Source organism: Stenotrophomonas sp. YJH_SMC_36, from assembly GCF_059369935.1.
In genome coordinates, this window is record NZ_JCAFTD010000009.1 from 62,776 (window position 1) to 86,438 (window position 23,663).

The 23,663-nt window shown below is 67.3% G+C and carries 23 protein-coding genes; 8 read left to right on the forward strand and 15 right to left on the reverse strand.

Translation table 11 applies throughout. The features are described from left to right. The 4 genes from pdxA to AC5P76_RS16940 are packed head-to-tail and all read left to right on the forward strand — an operon-like array spanning position 1 to position 3,216. Positions 1-981 carry a 4-hydroxythreonine-4-phosphate dehydrogenase PdxA gene (pdxA, locus tag AC5P76_RS16925; RefSeq protein ID WP_253119352.1) on the forward strand — a complete coding sequence of 327 codons (981 nt, stop codon included), beginning with the start codon at positions 1-3 and terminating at the stop codon, positions 979-981. Continuing rightward, positions 978-1,781, forward strand: coding sequence for a 16S rRNA (adenine(1518)-N(6)/adenine(1519)-N(6))-dimethyltransferase RsmA (rsmA, locus tag AC5P76_RS16930; protein ID WP_253119355.1), 804 nt, complete (start codon positions 978-980; stop codon positions 1,779-1,781). The genes pdxA and rsmA overlap by 4 nt, the downstream gene beginning before the upstream one ends. A 13-nt stretch (positions 1,782-1,794) precedes the next feature. Further along, positions 1,795-2,178 (forward strand): Co2+/Mg2+ efflux facilitator ApaG/CorD, encoded by a 384-nt coding sequence (apaG, locus tag AC5P76_RS16935; protein WP_053519676.1) that lies wholly within the window; start codon positions 1,795-1,797, stop codon positions 2,176-2,178. Between the two features lie 15 nt (positions 2,179-2,193). Then, a complete protein-coding gene (locus AC5P76_RS16940; protein WP_253119357.1) occupies positions 2,194-3,216 on the forward strand; it encodes a symmetrical bis(5'-nucleosyl)-tetraphosphatase in 1,023 nt (340 codons plus the stop codon). A 44-nt stretch (positions 3,217-3,260) separates the two neighbouring features. Here AC5P76_RS16940 and AC5P76_RS16945 read toward each other — a convergent pair whose 3' ends face one another. Genes AC5P76_RS16945 through AC5P76_RS16970 form a run of 6 tightly spaced genes read right to left on the reverse strand, consistent with a single transcriptional unit; the run spans position 3,261 to position 7,496 of the window. Continuing rightward, entirely contained in the window at positions 3,261-3,752 is a 492-nt protein-coding gene (locus tag AC5P76_RS16945) for a dihydrofolate reductase (protein ID WP_053519678.1), read from the reverse strand. Between the two features lie 5 nt (positions 3,753-3,757). Further along, positions 3,758-4,552, reverse strand: coding sequence for a thymidylate synthase (locus tag AC5P76_RS16950; RefSeq protein WP_253119360.1), 795 nt, complete (start codon positions 4,550-4,552; stop codon positions 3,758-3,760). After that, entirely contained in the window at positions 4,549-5,433 is an 885-nt protein-coding gene (gene lgt / locus AC5P76_RS16955; protein ID WP_053519680.1) for a prolipoprotein diacylglyceryl transferase, read from the reverse strand. The genes AC5P76_RS16950 and lgt overlap by 4 nt, the downstream gene beginning before the upstream one ends. A 60-nt stretch (positions 5,434-5,493) precedes the next feature. Continuing rightward, positions 5,494-5,988, reverse strand: coding sequence for a TPM domain-containing protein (locus tag AC5P76_RS16960; protein ID WP_065182836.1), 495 nt, complete (start codon positions 5,986-5,988; stop codon positions 5,494-5,496). After that, the gene (locus tag AC5P76_RS16965; RefSeq protein WP_253119363.1) at positions 5,988-6,875 is read right to left on the reverse strand and encodes a TPM domain-containing protein; all 888 of its coding nucleotides are present in this window, start codon (positions 6,873-6,875) and stop codon (positions 5,988-5,990) included. Before AC5P76_RS16965 ends, AC5P76_RS16960 begins: the two co-directional genes overlap by 1 nt. A gap of 3 nt (positions 6,876-6,878) precedes the next feature. Then, on the reverse strand, positions 6,879-7,496 hold the full coding sequence (locus AC5P76_RS16970) for a LemA family protein (protein WP_253119365.1): 618 nt from the start codon (positions 7,494-7,496) through the stop codon (positions 6,879-6,881). A 503-nt stretch (positions 7,497-7,999) separates the two neighbouring features. Here AC5P76_RS16970 and AC5P76_RS16975 point away from each other — a divergent pair. Next, positions 8,000-9,835 (forward strand): hypothetical protein, encoded by a 1,836-nt coding sequence (locus AC5P76_RS16975; RefSeq protein ID WP_253119367.1) that lies wholly within the window; start codon positions 8,000-8,002, stop codon positions 9,833-9,835. A 107-nt stretch (positions 9,836-9,942) separates the two neighbouring features. Here the strand turns inward: AC5P76_RS16975 and AC5P76_RS16980 are convergent, their stop codons facing one another. The 3 genes from AC5P76_RS16980 to AC5P76_RS16990 form a co-directional block, all read right to left on the reverse strand. Then, a complete protein-coding gene (locus tag AC5P76_RS16980; RefSeq protein WP_053516410.1) occupies positions 9,943-11,103 on the reverse strand; it encodes an MFS transporter in 1,161 nt (386 codons plus the stop codon). Positions 11,104-11,367: 264 nt separating this feature from the next. After that, the gene (locus tag AC5P76_RS16985) at positions 11,368-12,117 is read right to left on the reverse strand and encodes a TerC family protein (RefSeq protein ID WP_253119370.1); all 750 of its coding nucleotides are present in this window, start codon (positions 12,115-12,117) and stop codon (positions 11,368-11,370) included. 34 nt (positions 12,118-12,151) lie between these two features. Next, on the reverse strand, positions 12,152-12,547 hold the full coding sequence (locus tag AC5P76_RS16990) for a diacylglycerol kinase (protein ID WP_053516413.1): 396 nt from the start codon (positions 12,545-12,547) through the stop codon (positions 12,152-12,154). A 212-nt stretch (positions 12,548-12,759) separates the two neighbouring features. Here AC5P76_RS16990 and AC5P76_RS16995 point away from each other — a divergent pair, with 212 nt between their 5' ends. Beyond that, the gene (locus tag AC5P76_RS16995) at positions 12,760-13,461 is read left to right on the forward strand and encodes an SGNH/GDSL hydrolase family protein (protein ID WP_253119373.1); all 702 of its coding nucleotides are present in this window, start codon (positions 12,760-12,762) and stop codon (positions 13,459-13,461) included. Positions 13,462-13,541: 80 nt separating this feature from the next. Here the strand turns inward: AC5P76_RS16995 and AC5P76_RS17000 are convergent, their stop codons facing one another. The 3 genes from AC5P76_RS17000 to AC5P76_RS17010 form a co-directional block, all read right to left on the reverse strand. Next, complete coding sequence (locus AC5P76_RS17000) at positions 13,542-14,813, reverse strand: sensor histidine kinase (RefSeq protein WP_053516416.1); 1,272 nt, start codon at positions 14,811-14,813, stop codon at positions 13,542-13,544. A 156-nt stretch (positions 14,814-14,969) separates the two neighbouring features. Continuing rightward, on the reverse strand, positions 14,970-15,683 hold the full coding sequence (locus AC5P76_RS17005; RefSeq protein WP_002811889.1) for a response regulator transcription factor: 714 nt from the start codon (positions 15,681-15,683) through the stop codon (positions 14,970-14,972). Between the two features lie 88 nt (positions 15,684-15,771). Further along, the gene (locus tag AC5P76_RS17010) at positions 15,772-16,416 is read right to left on the reverse strand and encodes an arylesterase (protein WP_053516417.1); all 645 of its coding nucleotides are present in this window, start codon (positions 16,414-16,416) and stop codon (positions 15,772-15,774) included. A gap of 75 nt (positions 16,417-16,491) precedes the next feature. Between AC5P76_RS17010 and AC5P76_RS17015 the strand changes: the two genes are divergently transcribed. Then, positions 16,492-17,139: an ABC transporter ATP-binding protein gene (locus AC5P76_RS17015; protein ID WP_080375229.1), complete on the forward strand. Its 648-nt coding sequence runs from the start codon at positions 16,492-16,494 to the stop codon at positions 17,137-17,139. Continuing rightward, the gene (locus AC5P76_RS17020) at positions 17,136-19,643 is read left to right on the forward strand and encodes an ABC transporter permease (protein WP_197600885.1); all 2,508 of its coding nucleotides are present in this window, start codon (positions 17,136-17,138) and stop codon (positions 19,641-19,643) included. Before AC5P76_RS17015 ends, AC5P76_RS17020 begins: the two co-directional genes overlap by 4 nt. 104 nt (positions 19,644-19,747) lie before the next feature. On the opposite strand, the gene AC5P76_RS17025 is transcribed toward AC5P76_RS17020, so the two are convergent. From AC5P76_RS17025 to AC5P76_RS17035, 3 genes are all read right to left on the reverse strand, one after another. Then, positions 19,748-20,674 (reverse strand): DUF6607 family protein, encoded by a 927-nt coding sequence (locus AC5P76_RS17025; protein WP_253119377.1) that lies wholly within the window; start codon positions 20,672-20,674, stop codon positions 19,748-19,750. Positions 20,675-20,747: 73 nt separating this feature from the next. Next, complete coding sequence (locus AC5P76_RS17030; RefSeq protein WP_253119380.1) at positions 20,748-21,347, reverse strand: ChuX/HutX family heme-like substrate-binding protein; 600 nt, start codon at positions 21,345-21,347, stop codon at positions 20,748-20,750. Between the two features lie 4 nt (positions 21,348-21,351). Further along, positions 21,352-23,544, reverse strand: a complete 2,193-nt coding sequence (locus AC5P76_RS17035; RefSeq protein ID WP_429000970.1) for a TonB-dependent hemoglobin/transferrin/lactoferrin family receptor — start codon at positions 23,542-23,544, stop codon at positions 21,352-21,354. Positions 23,545-23,663 lie beyond the last annotated feature (119 nt).

Sequence of the window (23,663 nt, forward strand, 5' to 3'; positions counted from 1 at the left end):
ATGCGCCCCGAGCTCGCTCTGGTACCGGGCGAGCCCGCCGGGATCGGCCCGGAGCTGTGCATCCGCCTGATCCAGCAGCCGCGCGATGATTGCCGGCTGCTGGCTTTCGCCGACCCGGATACCCTGCGCGCCGCCGCCGCCGCGCTGGACCTGCCCCTGCAACTGCTGCCCGAGGAGGCAGAAGCCCGCTTCCCGGGCGACCTGCGTCTGCGCGTCGTGGCCAATGCCGTCCCGAGCCGCTTCGGCCACGCCGATCCGGCCAATGCCGGCGCGGTCATCGGCGCCCTGCTCGGCGCCGGCCAGGCCTGCCTGTCGGGCGAACTGCACGGCGTGGTCACCGGCCCGGTGCACAAGGCGGTCATCAACGAGGGCGGCATCGCCTACAGCGGCACCACCGAACTGCTGGCCGACCAGGCCGGGGTGAAGGTGGTGATGATGCTGGCCAATCACATCGTGCGCGTGGCCCTGGCCACCACCCACCTGCCGCTGCGTGAGGTCGCCGATGCGATCACCGCACCCGGCCTGGAGCACACCCTGCGCACCGTGCACGCCGCGCTGCGCCGCGAGTTCGGGCTGGCATCGCCGCGCATCGCCGTGCTCGGCCTGAACCCGCACGCCGGTGAAGACGGTCACCTCGGCCGCGAGGAACTGGATCTGGTCATCCCGCTGCTGCAGCGCCTGCGCGCTGAAGGCATGGATCTGGTCGGGCCGCTGCCGGCCGACACCGCGTTCCTGCCAGGCAAGCTGGCAGGTTTCGATACGGTCCTGGCCATGTACCACGACCAGGGCCTGCCGGTGCTGAAGTACTCCGGCTTCGAGCAGGCCGTGAACCTGACCCTGGGCCTGCCCTACCCGCGCGTCGCTGTCGATCACGGTACCGCGCTGGACCTGGCCGGCCGCGGCATTGCCGATCCATCCAGCCTGCAGGCGGCAACGACGCTGTGTGCGCAGCTTGCGCGGCAACGTACACTGAGCGCATGAATTCCCCGCATTCCCCCTCCGGCCCGGTGTTCACCGCCCCGGCCAAGAAGCAGCTTGGCCAGCATTTCCTGGCCGATCGCCACTACATCGACAAGATCGTGATGGCGGTCAATCCCAAGGACGGTGACCGCCTGGTCGAAATCGGCCCCGGCCAGGGAGCGATCACGCTGCCGCTGCTGCGCGTGCATCCGGCACTGACGGTGATCGAGTTCGACCGCGACCTGATCGCGCCGCTGACCGCCGCCGCCGAGCCGCTGGGCGAGCTGACCATCGTCCACCGCGACGTGCTGCGCGTGGACTTCACCGAACTGGCGGCCGGACAGCCGATCCGTCTGGTCGGCAACCTGCCGTACAACATCTCCTCGCCTATCCTGTTCCATGCGCTCGAGCATGCCGCCGTGGTCCGCGACATGCACTTCATGCTGCAGAAGGAAGTGGTCGACCGCATGGCAGCCGGCCCCGGCAGCAAGGTCTACGGCCGCCTCAGCGTGATGCTGCAGGCCTACTGCACCGTCACCTCGCTGTTCGTGGTGCCGCCGGGTGCGTTCCGGCCACCGCCGAAGGTCGATTCGGCCGTGGTGCGGCTGGTGCCGCATGATCCGGCCACGGTCGGCATCCGTGACCACGCCCGCTTCGCCGAAGTGGTCAAGGCCGCCTTCGGCCAGCGCCGCAAGACCCTGCGCAACGCACTGAAAAACGTGGTGTCGGCCGACCAGTTCGCCGCTGCCGGCGTGCGCCCCGATGCCCGTGCCGAACAGCTGGACGTGGCCGAATTCATCGCCTTGGCCAATGCCTCCTGATTACACTGCCGGTATGGAAGACGCTGACGTTTACGCCATTTCCGTCGAGGTCGCACCGCGATTCCTCGATGACCAGTCCGTGCCGGAAGACGGCCGCTATGCGTTCGCCTATACGATCCGCATCCACAACCAGGGCCGGGTGGCCGCGCGGCTGGTCGCGCGCCACTGGCGCATCACCGATGCCAACGGCCGCGTCGAGCACGTCGATGGCGAAGGCGTGATCGGTGAGCAGCCGCGGCTGCGTCCCGGTGAAGACTTCCACTACACGTCCGGTGTCATGCTGGCGACCGATCACGGGACCATGCAGGGCCACTACGACATGGTCGCCGATGACGGCACCGAATTCGCCGCCCCGGTCGCACCGTTCGTGCTGGCCATTCCACGTACCCTGCACTGACACGGAGGCCGGACGATGAGTGTGTGGGCGATCGGCGACCTGCAGGGCTGCTATGACGTGACCCAGCGACTGCTGGAGAAACTCCGCTTCGACCCCGCGCAGGACACCCTGTGGTTCTGCGGCGACCTGGTCAACCGCGGTGGTCAATCCCTGGAAACGCTGCGGCTGGTGCATTCGCTGCGCCAGCACAGCGTGGTCGTGCTGGGCAATCACGATCTTTCGCTGCTGGCGGTCGGTGCACGCACCGAGGAAGAGCAGCGCAAGGTCAATCCGGACCTGCTGCGCATCGTGCAGGCCGAGGACCGCGACGAACTGCTGGACTGGCTGCGCCTGCAGAAGCTGGTGCATGTGGACCGCGAGATGGGCTGGATGATGGTGCACGCCGGCCTTGCGCCGAAATGGACCACGCAGATGGCCGAAAAGCATGCGGCCGAAGTCGAAGTGCAACTGCACGGCGCGAGCTACCGCAAGCTGTTCCGCAACATGTATGGCGACAAGCCAAGCTGGGCACCGAACCTGTCCGGCTACGACCGTTCGCGGGCGATCATCAACGTGCTCACCCGCATGCGCTACTGCACTCCGCGCGGACGCATCGGCATCGAGGACAAGGGCACGCCGGGCACGCAGGAACAGGGACTGTATCCGTGGTTTGAAGTGCCCGGCCGGGTCGAGCGCGACCTGAAGGTCGTATGCGGCCATTGGTCGGCGCTGGGCCTGACCATCACCCAGGGCGTGCACGCGATCGATACCGGCGCGGTATGGGGCGGCAAGCTGACCGCGATCCAGCTCGATACCGATGAGCTGCGCGTGGTGCAGGTGCCCGGCCGCGATGTACCTGCTCCGGTTCCGAATGCCCGGCCGCCGGCGCGACCGGCCCACGAGCGGTCTACCGCTGCGGCACAGGGCAAGGAACAGGGCGGCGGAAACACCGCTGCCAACCCGGGCAACCGCGGCCCACGTCGCCGCCGTCGGCGCGGTGGTGGTGGTGGTGGCGGTACGGGTGGCGGCAACAGCACCGGCACACCGCCGCAGGGCTGAGCCCTCAGGGAGCCGAGCATGGCTCGGCTCTACAGGTGCGGGGATCAGCGGCGCACGTAATGCACGAAGCGGAACGCATAGACGTGGCGTTCGTCGGCCGGATGCGGCTCACTGCTTGTTTCCCGCCACAGCTGCGGGTCCACCTGCGGGAAATGGGTGTCGGCCGGCACTTCGGCATCGACCCAGGTCAGGTACAGGTCACTGGCCTGGTCCAGCAGCTGGCGGAAGATCTCGCCGCCTCCGATGACACACAGCTCACTGGCCCCCTCGCCTTCGGCGATCGCCTTCGCTTCGTCCAGCGAGGCCACCGCGCGCATGCCCTCGAACGGCACCTGACCGCTGCGGGTCAGCACCAGGTTGGTCCGCCCCGGCAGCACGCGGCCGATCGACTCGGCCGTCCTGCGCCCCATCAGGATCGGCTTGCCCAGGGTGAGCGCCTTGAAGTGCTTGAAGTCATCCGGCAGGTGCCAGGGCATGGCATTGCCCTGGCCAATGCCACGGTTGCGATCCAGCGCCACGACCATCGAAAGCTTCATCGCGCTCACACCGCCACCGGCGCCTTGATCGCCGGATGTGGATCGTATCCGTCGATGCGGATGTCGTCGAACTGGAAGCCGAACAGATCGGTCACCTCCGGGTTCAACCACAGCTTCGGCAGCGCTCGCGGCGAGCGCGAGAGCTGCTCGCGGGCCTGCTCGAAATGGTTCGAATACAGGTGCGCATCGCCCAGCGTGTGCACGAAATCGCCGACGCCCAGGCCGGTCGCCTGCGCAACCATGTGGGTCAGCAGCGCATAGCTGGCGATGTTGAACGGCACGCCGAGGAAGATGTCGCCGCTGCGCTGGTACAACTGGCAACTGAGCCTGCCATCGGCCACGTAGAACTGGAACAGGTTGTGGCAGGGCATCAGCGCCATCTGCGAGAGCTCGCCCACGTTCCAGGCGCTGACCACCAGCCGCCGCGAATCGGGATTGCGCCTGATCTCGTCCACCAGCCACTGCATCTGGTCGATCTCGCGACCATCGGCGGTGGCCCAGCTGCGCCACTGCTTGCCGTACACCGGGCCAAGATCACCGTTGCCGTCGGCCCATTCGTCCCAGATCCGTACCTGGTTGTCCTTCAGGTAGCCGATGTTGGTATCGCCTTTCAGGAACCACAGCAGCTCGTGGATGATCGAGCGCAGGTGCAGTTTCTTGGTGGTGACCAGCGGGAAACCTTCGTTGAGGTCGAAGCGCATCTGCCAGCCGAACACGCTGCGGGTGCCGGTACCGGTGCGGTCGCTCTTCTCCGTCCCGTGCTCCAGCACGTGCGAGAGCAGGTCCAGGTAGGCCTTCATGCCTTGCCCTCCACCGCCAGCGGCTGCGGCTGCAGTACCGGTGCGCGGCGCGACATCGCCAGCAGCACCAGGCCCAGCGCGATCAGCGGCAGGCTGAGGATCTGGCCGCGGGTGAGCCAGTCGAACGCTACGTAGATGCCGTTGTCGGGCATGCGCACGAATTCCACCGCGAAGCGGAAGACACCGTACATCAGCGCGAACAGCCCCCCCACCAGATAGCGATGGCGTGGCTTGGCCGACACCGCCCACAGCACCACGAACATCACCAGCCCCTCCAGGAAGGCTTCATACAGCTGCGAGGGGTGGCGTGCGTACTGGTTCAGCGCGCCGGTCGCGAACTGCGCCTGCAGGGTCGCGTGGTCCAGCTGGTTCAGCGGCGCCGGCAGGCCGGACGGGAACACCACGCCCCAGGTGCCGTCGGTGTACTTGCCCCACAGCTCGGCGCCGATGAAGTTGCCGATGCGGCCGAAGCCCAGGCCCAGCGGCACCAGCGGCGCCATGAAATCCATGGTGTCGAAGAAGTGCAGCGCGTGCTTGCGCGACCACCACCAGCAGGCGCCCAGCACGCCCAGCAAGCCGCCGTGGAAGCTCATGCCGCCGTCCCATACCTTGAACAGCAGCAGCGGGTTGTGCAGGAAATCGCCCAGCGCGTAGAACAGCATGTAACCGATGCGCCCGCCCAGCACGACGCCCAGCATGGCGTAGAACAGCAGGTCGGAGAATCCGTTGGCATCGACGCCGGGCAGGCGCCCGGCGGCGATCCGGCGACGACCGAGCAGCCAGGCGGCGGTGAAACCCAGCAGGTACATGATGCCGTACCAATGCACCTTGATCGGCCCCAGCGAGAGGGCGATGGGGTCGATGTCGTGGAAATAGATCATGGAAGACGCCTGGCAGGAGTACGGGTATTTTAGCGCCCCGACCCGGCCCGGGACCGGGGCTCAGCCCAGGATCTGCGGCGCATTCGGGAGCGCGTCATCCTCCGACCGCGTCGAGGCCGGAAAGTGCCCTTCCACCAGGCTGGACACTTCGTCGATCGCATCGCGCAGCGCATCCACCGGACTGGCGCCGCGCAGGCCTTCGCGCAGGTGGGTGCACACCCGCTGCCACTGCGCCGCGCTGACCCGGTCGCTCAGGCCCCGGTCGGCGACGATCTCGATGGCATGGTCGGCCAACAGCAGGTAGATCAGTACGCCGTTGTTGTGCCGGGTATCCCAGGTGCGCAGGTGGGCGAACGCCTGCTCCGCCGCCTGGCGCGGCGTGATTCCGCGCCAGACCGCGTGCAGCGGCAGGTCGGCTTCGACAGCGAACATCACCTGGCCGCCGTGGCGCTGCTCACCGGCAGCGATGGCCGCGGTGATCGCCTGCAGCGTGGCGGGGGGAAACGCCCGTCGTACCGAGGGCGAGAACAGATGACGGCAAAGACGACGGATCATCACCAACCTCCCGAAGCACCACCGCCGCCGGAACGGCCGCCGCCGCCGCCCCAGCCGCCACCACCGCCGAAACCGCCGCCGCCCCCGAAACCACCACCGCCGCCCCAGCTGCCACCACCCCAGCCGCCGCCACCGGCAAAGCGGCCGGGATGGCCGGACAGCATCGCCACCACCAGCCCGACAACGCCGGCCAGGCCACTGGCCAGCAGGGTGGAGGTGAACAGGAAGGCAGCAACCGCCGCACCCGCACCTCCGAGCAGCCCGCGCACCGGCCGCGGCACCCGCGAGAACACGCCCCGCAGCACCGTGCCTGCGAACACGCCGATGAACAACGCCAGGATCCAGGTATCGCCACCGCCGTCGGCCTCCCGCCCGCGCTGGCCACTGACCGGCGCCGGCAGCGACTCGCCGTCGATCAGCCCGACCAGTACGGCGGTGGCATCGGTGATGCCGCCGGCGTAGTCGCCACTGCGGAAGCGTGGCACCAGATATTCCTGGATGACGCGGTTGGCGATGGCATCGGGGATGGCGCCTTCAAGACCATAGCCCGGCTCGATGCGCACGCGCCGGTCCTCCTTGGCCACCACCAGCAGCACACCGTCATCGACCCCTTTGCGTCCGATCTGCCACTGGTCGAACACGCGGGTGGTGTACTGGGCGATGTCCTCGGGCTGGGTGGTGGGCACCACCAGCACCTGCAGCTGGCTGCCCTTGCGCTGTTGCAGGTCCAGCGCCTGCTGCACCAGCGCCTGCTTCTGCGCGGCGTCCAGCGTGCCGGTGGTGTCGACCACCGGCGAGTCCAGCGCCGGAATCGGCGCCAGCTGCTGCGCCAGCGACGCCAGCGGCAGCCACAGCAGCAGGGCCAGCAGCGCAGTGGCCAGGCGCATCGGTCAGTGGCCCGGCTGCGGCGCCGGCTGCTGCGGCGCGTTGCCGAAATCGACGGCCGGTGCGTTGGAGATCTGCGCTTCGTTGTCTACGGTGAAGTTCGGCTTGGTCTTGTAGCCGAACAGCTTGGCGGTGATCACCTGCGGGAACGAGCGGATGTAGGTGTTGTAGTCCTGCACCTGCTGGATGTAGCGGCCACGGGCGACGGTGATGCGGTTCTCGGTGCCTTCCAGCTGGGCCTGCAGGTCACGGAAGTTCTGGTCGGACTTCAGCACCGGGTAGTTCTCGGTGACGACCAGCAGCCGCGACAGCGCGCTGCCGAGTTCGCCCTGGGCCTGCTGGAACTGCTTCAGCGACGCTTCGTCGTCCGCATTGACGTTGATCTGGCCAACGCGCGAACGGGCATTGGTGACTTCGGTCAGCACGCGCTCTTCCTGGCTGGCGAAGCCCTTCACGGTCTGTACCAGGTTGGGTACGAGGTCGGCGCGGCGCTTGTACTGGTTGAGCACTTCGGCCCAGCTGGCCTTGACCGCTTCATCCTTCTGCTGGATCGCGTTGTAGCCGCAGCCCGACAGCAGGGAGGCCAGCAGCATCAGGGGCAGGACACGGGTGAACAGGCGCATGGCGGAGGTTCCGGGTGGGCTTGGCGCCGAGCATGCCATGACCAGTGTTAACGAGCGTGTGGAGATGAACAGCACTCCGGCAGGGCCAACGGCTCCAGACCAGCAGGCCGCCGATGCCAAGGGTCTGACGCATTGCCTGGTCCGGGGCAGCGCGCCAGCGCCGGGACTGCGAGCTGCTCTGCCGTTGGCTCCCGCGTTCGGCCGGCAAGGTTCCCCGCGCAGGTCAATTAAGGGCCCATTTCGTACTTGTTGCATGGCCCAACGCAGATTCTGCATCAGATAGTACACGGATCCTGCACTTGAACCGCCCGCCCCGCTCAGATTCAGCAGCCATCGGTCGGGAGGGGACATCGACCTCAATCATGCACAGAATCCTTCCAACAGCAGCGATCATCGCTCTGCTCATGCCAACGGCTTGCGCCCCGCCAACCCGGGACCCCACGGGGGTCACTCCGACGCCCGCGCCTGTCCTCATCGCGCCAGACGATACCCAGGCTCGGGACATGCTGCTTCACGTAGGGCGTGACAGCTTCATGGGCAAGGCCTACATCGTGTCAGCGCCGACGCACGAGGTCAGCAGCGCGCTACGCACGCGAAGCTATTTTTCCAGCTCATTCCGCCTGATGGATGACACTCAACCTATCCTGGGGGACCTGGAGCGGGACTGGATGAAGGTCTACGGACACTTCCACCCTGAGAAGAGTGCAATCGCTTTTGCACAGAACCTTGCTGCCATTGACGCGGCGGCATCGGTGGGGATCATCTCGCCCGAAGAGCAATCGCGCTGGCGTACTTACTTGGAACAGCTGTCTCCATCTGATCTCGATCCCAAAGGCGCCGCGTTCACTGATCTGACTGTGGATCGGCGGACGTTCTCCAGTTCCAATTTTGACGCTGTGCGAAGCAGTTCAGGCGATAAGCACGTTGTTCTGATCGACCTGACGGACCTGACAGGCGCTCCTTCGCAGACGCTGCTCTGGTATGCAGAACGGCGCCAGGAGCAACGCCGTGTCAAATGGAAAGCCTTTGCATCCATTCCCGGGGTCACCGCTGTCCCCCGCCCACACTGGGAAACCCAGCTGATCACAGAGAACGGCGCCAGCCAGGAATTCTCAGCCCAGGTGCGGGCGCTGGTGTCGACCTTCCCCGCTGGCCCCGAAGCGTCACTGGATGTCATCTCGAATCTGTTCAACTCAAGCGACGAGCCACCGGTGCAGCACATCGCCCCCCGCGCACCCGAGGATGGCGCGACGATGATGCTTCGATGGCTCCCAATCCAGGGGATTCAACCCGGCAGCGACTCTGGCCAGATTCGTTCGCTGTCCAATGATCAGTTCCATATCCCGTCAGGCAGCGACAGTTCATACGGCTATATCGCCGCGAAGAAGGGCGAGGGCGTCGCGGCCTGGCAGATGGGCGAAGGCCAGCAGGTCATCGAGACGAAGGTCGACCGAAAGGGGCGGTTATGGGCTCTGACAGCACTCGAGCCAAGCCTGACGCGACAGATTCTCACCTCCTGTCCTATACGGATCAGCGTTAACGCGACCGGGTCGATCCGAAGCGACCATTGCATGCAGAGCACCGTGGATCAGCGATGGCACCTCGATCGCGATGGCAATTCCTATCTTTACTCGGAGTCCCATATGGCGACGGAGGACCGTTTCCCCGAGCGGATCATGGACACAGGATCAGGACAAGCCATTGAGATGAAGGAGCTTTGGATCGACAGAACCCGTTTGCGACAGCGCGTCTTTGGCTACATGCAGTCCTGCTCCTCAGGTCCGGCACCGGATCTGGGTGACGGACTTTTCTGGTTCACAAGTTGTGGCCTGGTCGGTGTTGCACCTGCGTCAGGCGATGTGGTCAGGAGCTTTCCACTGAGGTCCGGAGGCACTGGACGCTTGGTATTGGGGAGCACCGCGGGCGACTGGGTTGCCGAAGAGGCCCGTGATCCAACAGATCAGAGGAAGGTTTTTCGCATTCATCGTCTTTCCACCGGGGAAGCGGCATTTGAGGTGAAACGAAAAACCGGTACTCAAGCACTGGCACGCACGGCTCGTGGAAGGCTGCTCGCGATGGCGGCTACAGGCGCTTCACCGGGCCATTACGTCGATGTCTGGCGGATGGATTCCGGCAAGCACGTCTCACGCCTCACCGTTCCAGAGGGAATCGCATTGAGATCCCTCGCATTCAATCGAGCCGGGACGGAGCTCTGGGTCCATGCACATCAACTCGCCGACGGGAACTCCGGCGTACTTATCTGGACAGTGCCGGAATCACTGCAGGACCGTGCAGACGACAACTGGAGCCCTGACGAGGCGCTGTTGAAAAAACACTAGTTGGTCAGGGCTATCCGCGCAGTCGTCTCTGCAGGGCCGGCAAGGCGAACAGGGCGTTGCAGGTTGTGCCGGTGTCGGAGCGTCTACGCCGTTTCACCGCCTCACCCTCAGCAGGCTTCGGCCACCGCAGTGCGGGGTCGCCCCAGCCATGCCAGCAGCAGGCCCGATGCCGCCAGCAGGCCACCGGCCACCGGGATCGCGGCGTAGCCCAGGCCCGAGCTGATCACCGCACCGCCGAGCGCCGCACCCACGGCATTGCCGAGGTTGAACGCGCCCACGTTGATCGACGACGCCAGGCCCGGTGCCTCGGTGGCCGCTTCCATCACCCGGATCTGCAGCGGCGGCACGATGGCGAAAGTCGCCGCGCCGAACAGCAGTACACCCAGCGCTGCGGTCACGGGATTCATGAAGGCCAGCGGCAGCACGAACATCAACACCGCCAGCGCCGCCAGCAGGATCCGCGTAGCGCCATCCAGCGACCAGTCGGCCATGCGCCCGCCGATGCCATTGCCGATGGTGAAACCGATACCGATCAGCGCCAGTGACATCGCGATGAAGGCATTGGAGGCACCGGTCAGCTCGGTCAGCACCGGCGCCACGTAGGTGTACAGGGTGAACATCGCACCGGCGCCCAGCACCGTGGTGGCCATGGCCAGCAGCACCTGCGGCTGCAGGATCGCCTTCAGTTCACGGCGCACGTCCGGGCGCGGACCCGGTGCCGAGGCCGGCAGGGCCAGGCCGAGCGCGATGATCGCCACCACGCCCAGCACTGCGGTGCCGGCGAAGGACAGGCGCCAGCCCAGCTGCTGGCCGACCCAGGTTGCCAGCGGCACGCCGCCGATGTTGGCGATGGTCAGGCCCATGAACATCGTGGCCACCGCCGCCGCCTGCTTGTCCTTCGGTACCAGGCTGGCGGCGACCACCGCACCGATACCGAAGAAGGCACCGTGGTTGAGGCTGGTGACCAGCCGCGACAACAGCAGCAGGCCATAGTTCGGCGCCAGCGCCGACAGCAGGTTGCCGACCACGAAGATCGACATCAGCAGCATCAGCGCGGTGCGCTTGCCGAAGCGCCCCATCAGCAGCGTCATCACCGGCGCGCCCAGCATCACGCCCATGGCGTAGGCCGTGATCAGCATGCCGGCGGTGGGAATGCCAACCCCTACGCCGTCGGCGATGACCGGCAGCAGGCCCATCGGGGCGAACTCGGTGGTGCCGATGGCGAAGGCGCCGACGGCAAGCGCCAGCAATGCGGCTCTGGACTTCATGGGGGACTTCCTGGGGGCGGGAATCGGGAGCGCGTAGCCTGCGCGCTTTGCCGCACCGGATTAAGCCTCGCCCGGGGAAAACACTGTTGATGCGGGTTCACAAGTGAAGGTGTACGCCGGCATTGCAGGCAAAAGCCCCCGCCGGGCATGGCCCGGCGTTGTCCGAGACGTGGCGTACCCCGTTAGCGCCGGGCCATGCCCGGCGGACGCGGTAGCCCGCAAAGCAGAACCCCCGGCCGGGCCGGGGGTTCGAAGTCATACGCTTTACCAGTCGCCGGCGCCCGGCACTTGGTGGTCGCGCGCGCGACGGCGCATCAGCAGGTTCAACCATTCCACCAGCACCGAGAAGCCCATCGCGGCGTAGATGTACGGCTTGGGCACATGCACGTCGAGGCCGTCCAGGATCAGCACCGCGCCGATCAGCAGGATGAAGGCCAGCGCCAGCATCTTCACCGTCGGGTTGGCGTCGATGAAGCGCCCCAGCGGATTGGCCGCCAGCAGCATGACCAGCACCGACAGCAGGATGGCAGCGACCATCACCGGGATGTGGTCGGCGATGCCGACGGCCGTGATCACCGAGTCCAGCGAGAACACGATATCGATGATGGCGATCTGCAGGATGACCATGCCGAACACGCCCGACGCCTTGCTGGTCGCCGGATTCTCGTCTTCGCCACCGGTGATCAGTTCCTTGATCTCCATGTAACCCTTGATGATCAGGAACAGGCCACCCACGATCAGCACCAGGTCGCGGATCGAGATGCCCATGCCGGCCACGGTGAACAGGTTGGCGGACATGTGGGCCAGGTAGGCCAGCGACACCAGCAGTGCGATACGGGTGATGCAGGCCACGGCGATGCCGAGCTTGCGCGCAAAGGGACGGCGCTCTTCCGGCAGCTTGCTGACCGCGATGGAGATGAACACCAGATTGTCGATGCCGAGCACGATTTCCAGCGCGCTCAGGGTGAACAGGGTCACCCAGGCGTTGGGGTCGGCGAGGAACTCAAAGGACATGGAAACTCTTCAAGGCAGTGGGGGGAATGGGGGTTCAGCCGTAGCGGCCGGCCAGCGCATGCGGGACCACGACCAGGGCCCAGCACAGCAGTACGTTCATCATCAGCACGAACACGGCGGCCGAACCCATGTCCTTGGCGCGCCCGGCCAGCTCGTGGATCTCGCTGCCGTAGCGCTCGATCACGGCCTCGATGGCGGAGTTGGCCAGTTCCATCGCCAGCACCAGCAGCATCGAGCCGATCAGCAGCGCGCGCTCCACCGGGGTCTGGCCGAGCCAGATCGCCACCGGGGTCAGCAGGACCAGCAGGTAGACCTCCAGCCGGAACGAGGACTCATGCAGCCAGGCAGCCCGCAGGCCCTGCCAGGACCAGCGCGCGGCCTGGAAGATGCGGCGCGGGCCGCGCGGCATGTGGCCGAACTGGTCAGCCACGGGTGGAGCATCCAGCAACGGGGGCGCGGCGCAGCGACCGCTCAGACGCACGGCAGGGAATCATGGGTGCACAGGGATGGGCAGACAGTCGCCATTTTGCCACAAGGCCGCCGGCCATACTCCGCGCGGCCGGGCCGAATGGCCTGCCGGGGACAAGCGCGGGCCGCGCCCGCCTCCTATGATGGCTCCCTCCTTCCTGCCTGGAGTGCACGATGTCCCACCGCCGTCCCGCTCTGCTGATGCTGGGCCTGCTGACCCTTGCGCCGCTGGCGCCGGCACGCGTTCCCTCGCCGTCGCCCCGCGTTCCCGAGCAGGTCTCCAACGTGGCCTGGGCCGCCGACATGGCCGCCTTCGCCGCCGCCGACAAGGTCGCCCCGCCGCCTCGTGGTGGCATCGAGTTCATTGGCAGTTCGTCATTCCGGATGTGGGACAGCCTGGCGGCCGATTTCGCCGGCCAGCCGGTGTTCAACCGGGGCTTCGGCGGCTCGGAAGTCCGGGACAGCACCTGGTATGCCGGACAGATCGTGATCCCGTACGCGCCGTGCAAGGTCTTCCTGTACGCCGGCGACAACGACCTCAACAGCGGCCGCAGCGCCGTGCAGGTGCGCGACGATGTGGTCGCCTTCGTGCAGCGCGTGCATCGCGACCTGCCCAAGACCCGGGTGGAATACGTGTCGATCAAGCCCAGCCCGTCACGGGCGCACCTGCTGCCGGCGATCAACGAGGCCAACACGCTGGTCAAGGCGGCGCTGGCCAGGCTGCCCAACACCGGCTTCACCGACATCTACACGCCGATGCTGGGCGCCGACGGCCAGCCTGATCGCGCGCTGTTCCGTGAGGACATGCTGCACATGACGCCCGCCGGATATGCCATCTGGACCCGCGCGCTGGCACCGAAGGTGACCTGCGACTGAGACACTGCGCACGCCGGGCATGGCCCGGCGCTACCCCTGCCATTCCGCGGAATGCCCGCTTCTGACCCGGCAAAAGCCCTCTAGCGGAAAATCACGGTGGCTTCGGTTCCCTGCCCGGGTTCGCTGGAGAGGCTGACCTTCCAGCCGAAGCGATCGCACAGCCGGCGCACGATCGACAGGCCCAGTCCGGTGCCCTGCGGGCGACTGGGTTCGGCGCGGTAGAACGGCTCGAACGCGCGCGACAGCGCTTCGGCAGACATGCCGATGCCGGTGTCGCGCACCACCACCCGGTCGTCGCGCACATGCACGTCGATGCGGCCTTCGTCGGTATAGCTGCAGGCGTTGCGCACCAGGTTGCTGACCACCACCTGCAGCACCCGCGGCGGCGCATGCAGATTCACCGGTCCGTCGCTGTGCAGGTGCACCACGACCGGGCGCGTACCCAGCAGTTCGTTGGCGTTGTCCACCTCGTGACGGACGATGTCGTTGACATCGAACAGCTCGACCTGCGGCTCGACATCCGCCTCGCGGGCAAGGATCAGGAAGGCGTCGATCACCGCTTCCATGTCACGCCCGGCACGCTGGATGCGCTGCAGGCTGCGGCGCAGGCGCGGCTGCAGGGAATCATCCCCCAGCGCCATGTCGCTGGCCACGCGGATCACCGTCAACGGCGTGCGCAGTTCATGGCTGGCATCGCGGGTGAAGTTGCGTTCGCGGGCGACATGCGCGCTGACCCGGTTGGCCAGCGAATGCAGGGCCGCGGCGAGCTGCCGGGTCTCGCCCTGCATGTCCGCCGGCAGTTTGTTCGGTTCCAGATCGGCTGCCTCGGGGTGACCGGGATCCCAGCGCGACACGCGCCGCGCCAGCCAGTTCACCGGCGATACCAGACGCTTGGACGCGCGATAGGTGATCCAGCTGGCGCCATACACCGCCAGCAGGGTCAGCAGCACCGGCACGATGCCGAACCAGAACGCCAGCATTTCCGCGCGTGAGCGCAGGAATACCAGATACAGGCGGCCGGCCGGCCGCACATCGACCAGGACAAGCTGGTCATCCGCCGGCAGTTCGTGGAAACCGGGCTCCAGGTCGCGCAGGTTGGCCGGCAGCGACAACGCGGACTGGCCGCTTTCCAGCAGGTAGCCGCGGATGTTCTGCGTATTGGGGGGAGGCTGTGCGGGGGACGCGTCGTGCAGCGTCCAGTAATACGCCGCTTCCTCGCGCAGCGCTGCACCGACCAGGCTGTGCTTGATGACCAGCGACACCAGCCATGCGCCCAGCAGGATGCCCAGGCTGGCCAGCACTGCCTGCAGGATGAAGGCGATACGGATCTTGCGCGGCAGGCCGTGCGGCATTGCGGGGTCCCGGTCAGAGCGCTGCGATTATAGGCAGCGCACCGCGCCGTGGTCGTGCAGGGATGATGACCGCCGACACTGCCGGTCGGTCATCCCCTGCCCTGTTGCCCGTCCGCTACCGCACCGGGCCTGCAGCTGCACCGGCACGGTCCCTGCTCAGGCCATCGGCTGGGCGATGTCGGCAATGCGATAGCCGGCGCTCTGCACGGTATGCAGCAGCGGGCGATCGAACGGCTTGTCGATGATCTTGCGCAGGTTGTACAGATGGCTGCGCAGGGTGTCCGAATCCGGCAACCCGTTGCCCCAGATCTCGCGCTCGATTTCCTGGCGGGTGACCACCCGCGGCGATTCGCGCATCAGAATCGTCAACAGACGCAGGCCGATCGGCGACAGCTGCAGTTCGGTGCCGGCGCGGGTGGCGCGCATGCTGACCGGATCGAGCACCAGGTCGGCGACCTTGAGCACTTCCGAACCCACCTGGCGGCGTTCGCGGCGGATCAGCGCGCGCAGGCGTGCTTCCAGTTCCTGGATCGCGAACGGCTTGGTCAGGTAGTCATCGGCACCGAAACCCAGGCCGGTGAGCTTGTCGTCCAGCGTATCGCGCGCGGTCAGCATCAGCACCGGCGTCGATTTGCGCGCATCGTTGCGCAGCCGCCGGCAGACTTCGATGCCATCCAGCCGCGGCAGCATCAGGTCCAGCACCACCACGTCATAGCTGTTCTCCGCCGCAAGCCGGTAGCCGTCCAGGCCATCCTGTGCATAGTCGACTTCGAAGCCACGACCTTCCAGGTATTCGCCGATCATCTCGGAGATGTTGCGGTTGTCTTCGACCACCAGCACCAAGCCGGAAGTCTCCTTCGTCTGACGCATGTGATTCCCTCTAACTTCAGCTTTGTGAAACATGCCGGATCGACGGTGGAGGCAATGTGAAGTTCCGTCAAGAGGTCCGATCCGCTGCTCAGAGCAGCGGCTTGAGCAGGGGCCAGACGTTGTCGAGCACCTTCGGCTGGGCCTGGGCGGTGGGGTGCAGGCCGTCGGCCTGCATCATCCCCGGCTGCAGGGCCACCCCCTCCAGCAGGAACGGCAGCAGCGGCACAGCGTAGCGGTCCGCCAGCGCGCGGTAGGCGGCCGCCAGCCGCTGGCGGTACGCCGGGCCGTAATTCGGTGGCACATCGATGCCCAGCAGCAGCACCTTGGCGCCCGCCTTCTGGCTGGCCTGCACCATCTTTTCCAGATTGCCCTGCACCTGCGCCGGGGTCAGCCCGCGCAGGGCGTCGTTGCCCCCCAGAGCGATCACCACCACGTCCGGCTTCTCCTTCGCCAGCAGGCCCGGCAGCCGGGTCAGGGCGCCGGCGGTGGTCTCGCCGCTCATGCTGGCGTTGACGATCCGCGCCGGCGTTTTCGACTGCTGCCTGACCCGCTGCTGCAGCAGGCTGACCCAGCCGGCATCGGCAGGGATATTGTGGGCAGCACTGAGGCTGTCGCCGAGCACCAGGACGGTACCGGCCGGACCTTTGGCACAGGCCAGCCCGGGCAACAGCAGGAACCCTAGCAACAGCACCATCATCATGCCGGCTCGCCGGCTCCATCCCGTCTTGCGCATTGGAGTCTCCTCATCGACAGCCTGTCCCCCCGCAGCGCGCCCGTCGCCATCGCCGTCGACCAGGTCGGCAAATCCGTGCATGGCCCGGAGGGTGAAGTCCACATACTGGACAACATCACTTTGACGGTCCATGAAGGCACCAGCGTGGCCATCGTCGGCGCCTCCGGCTCCGGCAAAACCACCCTGCTCGGCCTGCTCGCCGGGCTGGACCTGCCCAGCCGCGGTCGCATCGCTCTGGCCGGGCACGAACTGTCCAGCCTGGATGAGGAAGCCCGCGCGCAGCTGCGTGCTCGCGAGGTCGGCTTCGTCTTCCAGAGCTTCCACCTGCTGCCGGCGCTGACCGCCGCCGAGAACGTCGCCCTGCCGCTGGAGCTGGGCGGGCGCGAGGATCGCGCGCGGGTGGACGCCGTGCTGGACCAGGTCGGGCTGGCCCATCGCGCCCGCCATTACCCGCGCCAGCTGTCCGGCGGCGAACAGCAGCGCGTGGCATTGGCGCGTGCCTTCGTCACCCGGCCGCGCATCCTGTTCGCCGACGAGCCGACCGGCTCGCTGGACCAGAGCACCGGCCAGCACATCAGCGACCTGCTGTTCGAGCTCAACGCCGGCAGCGGCACCACGCTGGTGCTGGTCACCCACGATCTGCGCCTGGCTCAGCGCTGCCAGCACATCCACCGCATCGACAACGGCCGCCTGCAGGCGGTCGCGCACGAGGCCCGCGCATGAACCTGCTGCGGCATGCGTGGCGCGCGCTGCGCCGCGAAGCCCTGGCCGGCGACCTGCTGACCGTGTTCGCCGCGCTGGTACTGGGCGTGGCGGTGATGACCGCGGTCGGCACGCTGGTGAACCGGGTCAACCTGGCACTCACCAGCAGCGCTGCGGAGATGCTCGGCGGCGACCTCGGCGTCGCCGGGCGTGACGACCCGCCGGCCGCGTTCGCCGAAGAGGCCAGGCAGCGGGGACTGGCATCCACCCGCATGGCCAGTTTCGGCACCGTGCTGTTCCAGGGCGATGCCAGCCAGATGGCCAGCATCAAGGCGGTACAGGCCGGCTATCCGCTGCGGGGGACGCTGCGGGTACGCAGCACGCCCGGTGGTGCGCTGATCGACGATGCCGGCATGCCGCCGCAGGGCCAGGCCTATGCCGATCCCCGCCTGCTGCAGGCGCTGGGGTTGAAGGCCGGCGATGACCTCGAGTTCGGCGCCGGTACGCTGCGCATCGCCGGCATCATCGAGGCCGAACCGGATGCCGGCGGCGACCTGCTGACGCTGTCGCCGACGTTGCTGGTCAATCGCGCCGATGTCGACGGCACCGGCCTGCTCGGTCCCGGCAGCCGCATCAGCTACCGGCTGATGTTCGCCGGGCCGGCCGACCGGATCGCTGCGTTCCGGCAATGGCTGCAGCCACAGGTGAAGGGCATGCGCCTGCTCAGCGTGGATGACACCCAGCGCGGCGTGCGCCAGGCCTTCGATCTGGCCGGGCGCTTCCTCGGCCTGAGCGCGCTGCTGGCGGTGCTGCTGGCCGGCGTTGCCACCGCGCTGGCCGCCAACCGCTTCGCCCTGCGCCGCATCGACCAGGTGGCGATCCTGCGCTGCCTGGGAGCACGCCAGCGCGACATCCTGCTGGGCCTGGCACTGCAGCTGCTGATGCTGGCCGTTCCGGCCTGCCTGCTCGGCATTGGACTGGGCATGGCCGCGCAGGAAAGCCTGGTACAGGTGCTGGGCAGCCTGATACCGCAGCGCCTGCCGCTGCCACAGGCAACACCGGCGCTGACCGGTGCAGGCATCGGTCTGTTGCTGCTGTTCGGCTTCGGCCTGCCGCCGCTGCTGCGCCTGCGCGGAGTGCCGCCGATGCGCGTACTCAACCGCTCCTTCGCTGCACTGCCGCCCGCCTCGCTGCTGGCCTACGTCGCCGCCCTGCTGGCCAGCCTGGTGCTGGCCGTGCAGGTGACCGGCGACCTGAAGCTGGCCCTGTGGGTGCTGGGTGGCCTGGCCGCTCTCGCCGCAGCGGCGGGCCTGGGCGGCTTCGTGCTGCTGCAGGTGCTGCGCAGCCTGCAGCACCGCCTGCACGGCAACTGGCGGCTGGGCCTGGCCGCCCTGACCCGCCGCCGGATGCTGGCGGTGATGCAGCTGGTGGGCCTGTCGCTGTCGCTGTGCGCACTGCTGCTGCTGGCCGTGACCGGGCCGGGGCTGCTGCAGCAGTGGCGCGAGCGCCTGCCGGAGGACACGCCGAACTACTTCCTGATCAACATCCAGCCCGAACAGCGCGACGGCGTGCTGGGGGCACTGCGCGCGCTGGGTGCTGCCGATGCCAGCATCGAACCGATGGCCACCGGCCGCCTGATCGCGATCAACGGCAAGCCGCCGGTGCGCGTGGACCAGGCGCAGGACGGCCAGGGGCGGGAAAACGGCCCGCGCGAGGACGACGACGAGAACCGGCCACTGAACTTCAGCTGGCGCAGCACCTTCCCGCCGGCCAATACGCTGCTTGAGGGCCACTTCTGGAAGGCGGACAGCACTGCGCCCGAAGCCTCGGTGGAAACCGGCTGGGCCAAACGCTACGGCGTCTCGACCGGCGACCGTATCGGCATTTCCGTGGGCGAGCAGCAGCGCGAGTTCACCGTGACCAGCGTGCGCAAGGCGGACTGGAACACGTTCCGACCGAACTTCTTCGTGCTGTTGAATCCGAACGCCGTGGGCGACACCCCGCACAACCTGCTGTCGGCGTTCCATCTGCCGGCCGGCCAGGCAGCCGGGCTGGGCGAACTGGTGCGTGCACAGCCGAACCTGTCGTTGCTGGACGTGGATGCGGTGATCTCGCAGGTGCGCGACGTGATGGAACGGGTGGCGCAGGCGGTGCAGCTGGTGATGGTGTTCAGCCTGCTGGCCGGCGTGCTGGTCCTGCTGGCTGCCCTGCAGGCCACGGCCGGCGAGCGCCGCTACGACAGCGCGGTACTGCGCACGCTGGGCGCGACCCGGCGCCAGCTGCGCGGTGCGGTACTGGTCGAGTTCGGGGCACTGGGCACGCTCGCCGCGCTGCTGGCGGTGGGCGCCACGGCCGTGATCGGGCTGGTGGTGTCGCAGAAGGTGTTCGAGCTGCCGCTGCTGCCGCCGTGGCCGGGCCTGCTGCTGGGCGGCGTGGTCGGCATCGGGCTGAGCCTGCTGGCGGGCTGGTGGGGCACCCGGCGCATCCTGCATACCCCGCCCGCCCTGGCCCTGCGCGAAACCTGACGCAGGCGCGCCCCGGAAGGCGCGCCGGGCAAGCCCGGCACCCTTCCTTGCGGTAGATCCACGCCATGCGTGGATCCGGCTGTGGCCTCGAGCAGGGCTCGACCCTACTGGGCCTTTTCCACGTACCTGGCGAACACTTCGTCGATCTGCGCGTCCTTCACCTGCTTGCCGTCCTGCAGGTCCTGCGCCTGGGTGAACAGCGGAATGATCATCGCCATCCCATCCAGCTTGGTCTTCAGGTGCACGCCCGGAGCCTGGGTCAGGAAACCGTCCCAGCGCTGGCGCACCTTGGCCCAGTAGCCGGCGGTGGCCTTCCAGTAGTCGCGCGCCGGGGTGAAGTCGATCTCGGTGGTCTTCACGTAGTCGTTGAAGCCGAACTCGCGCGCTATCTCCATCTGGCTGCCGTCGGTGTTGCGCTGCACCTTGGTGTTGAACTGCTCGTGGGTCCAGCCGTTCGGGGTGAGCGTGTGGCGGTTGACCACCGCCAGCGCGTTGTAGTCGCTGCGCTTGGTGTACTCACGGCGCGGCAGCGGGCGCCAGCTCAGGTCGCTGGTCCAGCTCGGCACGTTGTTGGTGTAGGTCCATTTGCCGGTGCCGCAGTAGCGCGGTGCATCGCTCACTTCATACACGCACTGGGTCCAGGCGCCCTGGTTCACCGCCGCCGGGATGCTGCGTACCCGCCAGGTCTGGTCGGCACTGAACTCGAAGCGGTTCGGGGCCTCGTAGACCCAGTCCTGGCGCCAGTGCTTGGTGATGTGGCCGCTCTTCTCGTCCAGCAGCAGGTGTTGCAGCACGATGCGCTTCGGGGTGTCCTCGACCACGATGACCATTTCATTGCCGCCGCTGCGCATCGCCGGCGCGCGCTCGTAGCCCGGCTTCAGCAGCACGGTTTCGTCGAAGGCGAAATCCACGGTGTACTCGCCCTGCATGGCCAGGATGCTGTCGTGGTCGCGGGCGATGTCGGAGGGCTGCGCGCTGGCCACGCCGCTGCCGGCGAGCAACAGCAGGACGCTGGCTGTCTGGAATTTCATCGGGATCTTCCTTCGGGGTTGCAGGTTCGTTGAGAGGCCATCCGTGGCCGTCGGGCGTTCCATCCGGAACAGATCAGAGGCGGATCAGCGGCAGGTCGCCGGGAATCCGTGGTGCCGGCCGGCGCGCGGCGTCGGCACAGCAGCAGTCGTCGATGGCCAGCTCGCCCTCGGCGCCTTCCAGGCGCGCGATGCGGCGTGCGGTGGCCGCGCCCAGCGTCGACAGCGTCGACAGGCTGGCCGCCAGGGTGCGGCCATCATCGGCGGCATGCAGGCGCAGCGCACACAGGCGCCAACGCTGGCCGCCGAGATGACCGGCCAGGCGCCGCCACAGGCGTTCACCGACACTGCCGTCGCTGTCGTGCTGTGGGCCCGGCGGCAGCGCGGCCACCAACCGGTCCCAGGCCAGGAAATCGCTGTCCGGCAGCAGGTACAGGCGCCACACGCAGCGGCCACGGCCGTCAAGGAAGCACAGGCTTTCGCGCAGGCCCTCGCTGTCCACGCCCTGGCAGGCATGCACGCGCACCGCCTGACGCCAGCCGCCAAGCTCGTTGCCGTCGGCGTGGTAGAGACACAACACGGTGCCAAGCGTGGCCAGCTGTGCCGGGGTCGGCCATGCCGCGCGGTGCGGCGCGGCGATGGAGTCATTCCTGCGTGCGGACAAGGCTCGGCTCATGATGTCACCAGGAAACGGCAAGGCTGGCGGAGAGGGTGCGGCCCGGGCTGGTGTAGCGATCCAGCACGCGGCTGGTCGGCGACAGCGTCGTACCCACGTTGGACCAATCGATGTAGCGTTTGTCGCCCAGGTTGAACACGCCTACGTTGAAGGTCGCACCCGGGGCGAAGTTCCAATGTGCCATCAGGTCGGCCACGCCATAGCCGGCCGGGCGGTACACCGTGGCCGAGGCGACGCGGTCCTTGCGCTTGACGAACGTGCCGGCCAGTTCGACACCCCAGGCATCGGTGTCGTACATCAGGCCGACGGTGCCGCGCAGCGGGTCGACCGAATCCAGCGGGGTGTCCTCGGTCTTGTTGTCGCCGCGCGACCAGGCCACGGAACTGCGCAGTGCCCAGCCCTGCAGGGTCGGGCTGATCTGGCCGAAGTCGACGCCGGCCTTCAGTTCAGCGCCGTAGATGCGGGCGTCGGCGATGTTGCGCGACTGGAACACCATCAGGCCCTGCGCATTGGTGCCGACCAGCGACTGCGACTCGATGAAGTCCTTGTACTCGTTGTAGTAGCCGCTGACGCTGACGTAGGCAGCCGGCGACAGGAAGCGCAGGCCCAGTTCCATGCCATCACTGGTTTCCGGCTTCAGGTCCGGATTGGGAATGGCCGTGTAGCCGAAGGCGAAGTTGGTGAAGCCGAGATTGACGTCGTTGTACGGCGGCGAGCGGAAGCCGTGCGAGTAACCGGCAAACAGCGACCATTCGTCGGTGAAGCGATAGACCATGCCAAGCTTGGGCGAGACGCTGGTCTTGGTCAGCTTCGCCACCGCCACGCCGGGATTGTCCTCGGCGAAGATGTTGTCCACTTCCGGCTTCAGCTCGTAGCGGTCCACGCGCACGCCCGGCACCAGCGACAGCTTGCCGCCAGCCATGCGCATTTCATCCTGCGCATACAGGCCCAGCTCGGTGGTCTTGCTGATCGGGAAGTCGCGTACCGGGAACGCATCGGGCAGGATGGTGGTGCTGGTCTGGCCGTTGGCCAGTACCTGAAAACCATCGCGCTTCTGGCGGATCTCGGTGCGTGCACCCTCGAAGCCATAGGTCAGCGCGTGCTCGACGCTGCCGGTGCTGAAGGCCTTGTTGAACTGCGCCTGCAGGCCGTACACACGCTGGTCGAAGTTGAACTCGCGGTGGCGACGGCTGCGGTTGGCACGGTCCTCATCGGTGATCTGGGTGGTTTCGCTGTGCTGGGTATACAGCTGCCAGTGCAGGCTGTCGGCGAAGCCTTTGTCCAGCGCATCCATTTCATGCGCGAACGACACGCGGGTGCGGTTCTGCTTGTCGCGCGCCTTCATGCCGGTGGTGGTGGTACGGTCGATCGAAGACAGCACGTTGGTCTCGGTCTTGTCTTCGTTGCCTTCCACGGTCAGGCGGAAGCGCTGGTCCTCGCTCGGTGCATAGACCAGCTTGGCCAGACCGCTGCGACCGTCGCGGTCCTGCGGGTTGGGGGCGGTGCGGGTGTTGTCGTTGCTGCGCACGTCACCCTTGTTGTCGGTTTCCTGGCCCTGGCGATGGTTGATGTTGACCATGCCGCTCCAGTGTTCGCCGCCGAACGCCGTGGTGACACCGCCGAGCAGGCCCTTCCATTCACCGTCGTAGCCGAACTTCAGGCCGACGTAGCTGTCCTTGCCATCCTTCAGGTAATCGGCCGGATCCTTGGTGACGAAGGCGACCACGCCGCCCAGCGCATCGGAACCGTACAGCGAGCTGGCCGGGCCGCGCACGATCTCCACGCGCTTGAGCGTGTCCAGATCGGTGAAGTTGCGGTTGGCATTGGAGAACGAACCAATGTTGAAGCTGGTCGGCATCGAGATGCCATCGGTCTGCACCCGCACACGGTTGCCGTCCAGGCCACGGATACGGATGCTGCCCAGGCCGAAGCGCGCGGCGCTGCGGCTGACCGACAGGCCCGGCTCGTAGCGCAGCAGATCCTTGATGTCCTGCACCAGGTGCCGGTCCATCTGCTCGCGGTCGATCACATCGACCGTAGCGGCGACGTCGCTGACCGCGCGTTCGGTGCGCGTGGCGGTGACCTGCACGCGATCGACTTCGCGCGCATCGGGCGCGGCGCTGGCGGCGGTGGCAGCGTGGGCGGACAGCGGCAGCGCCATCCAGACAGCAAGGCAAAGGGCGGTATGGCGGGTCATCGGGTTCGTTCGGTCAGGCAGAGGAACCCCCGGCCACCGGCACGCCGGAGCGTACGCGGTAGACCGAGGGGGAGAGAGCAGGAGCGGTCGGGTCGCCCACCCTGCGGGCAGCGCCCGGC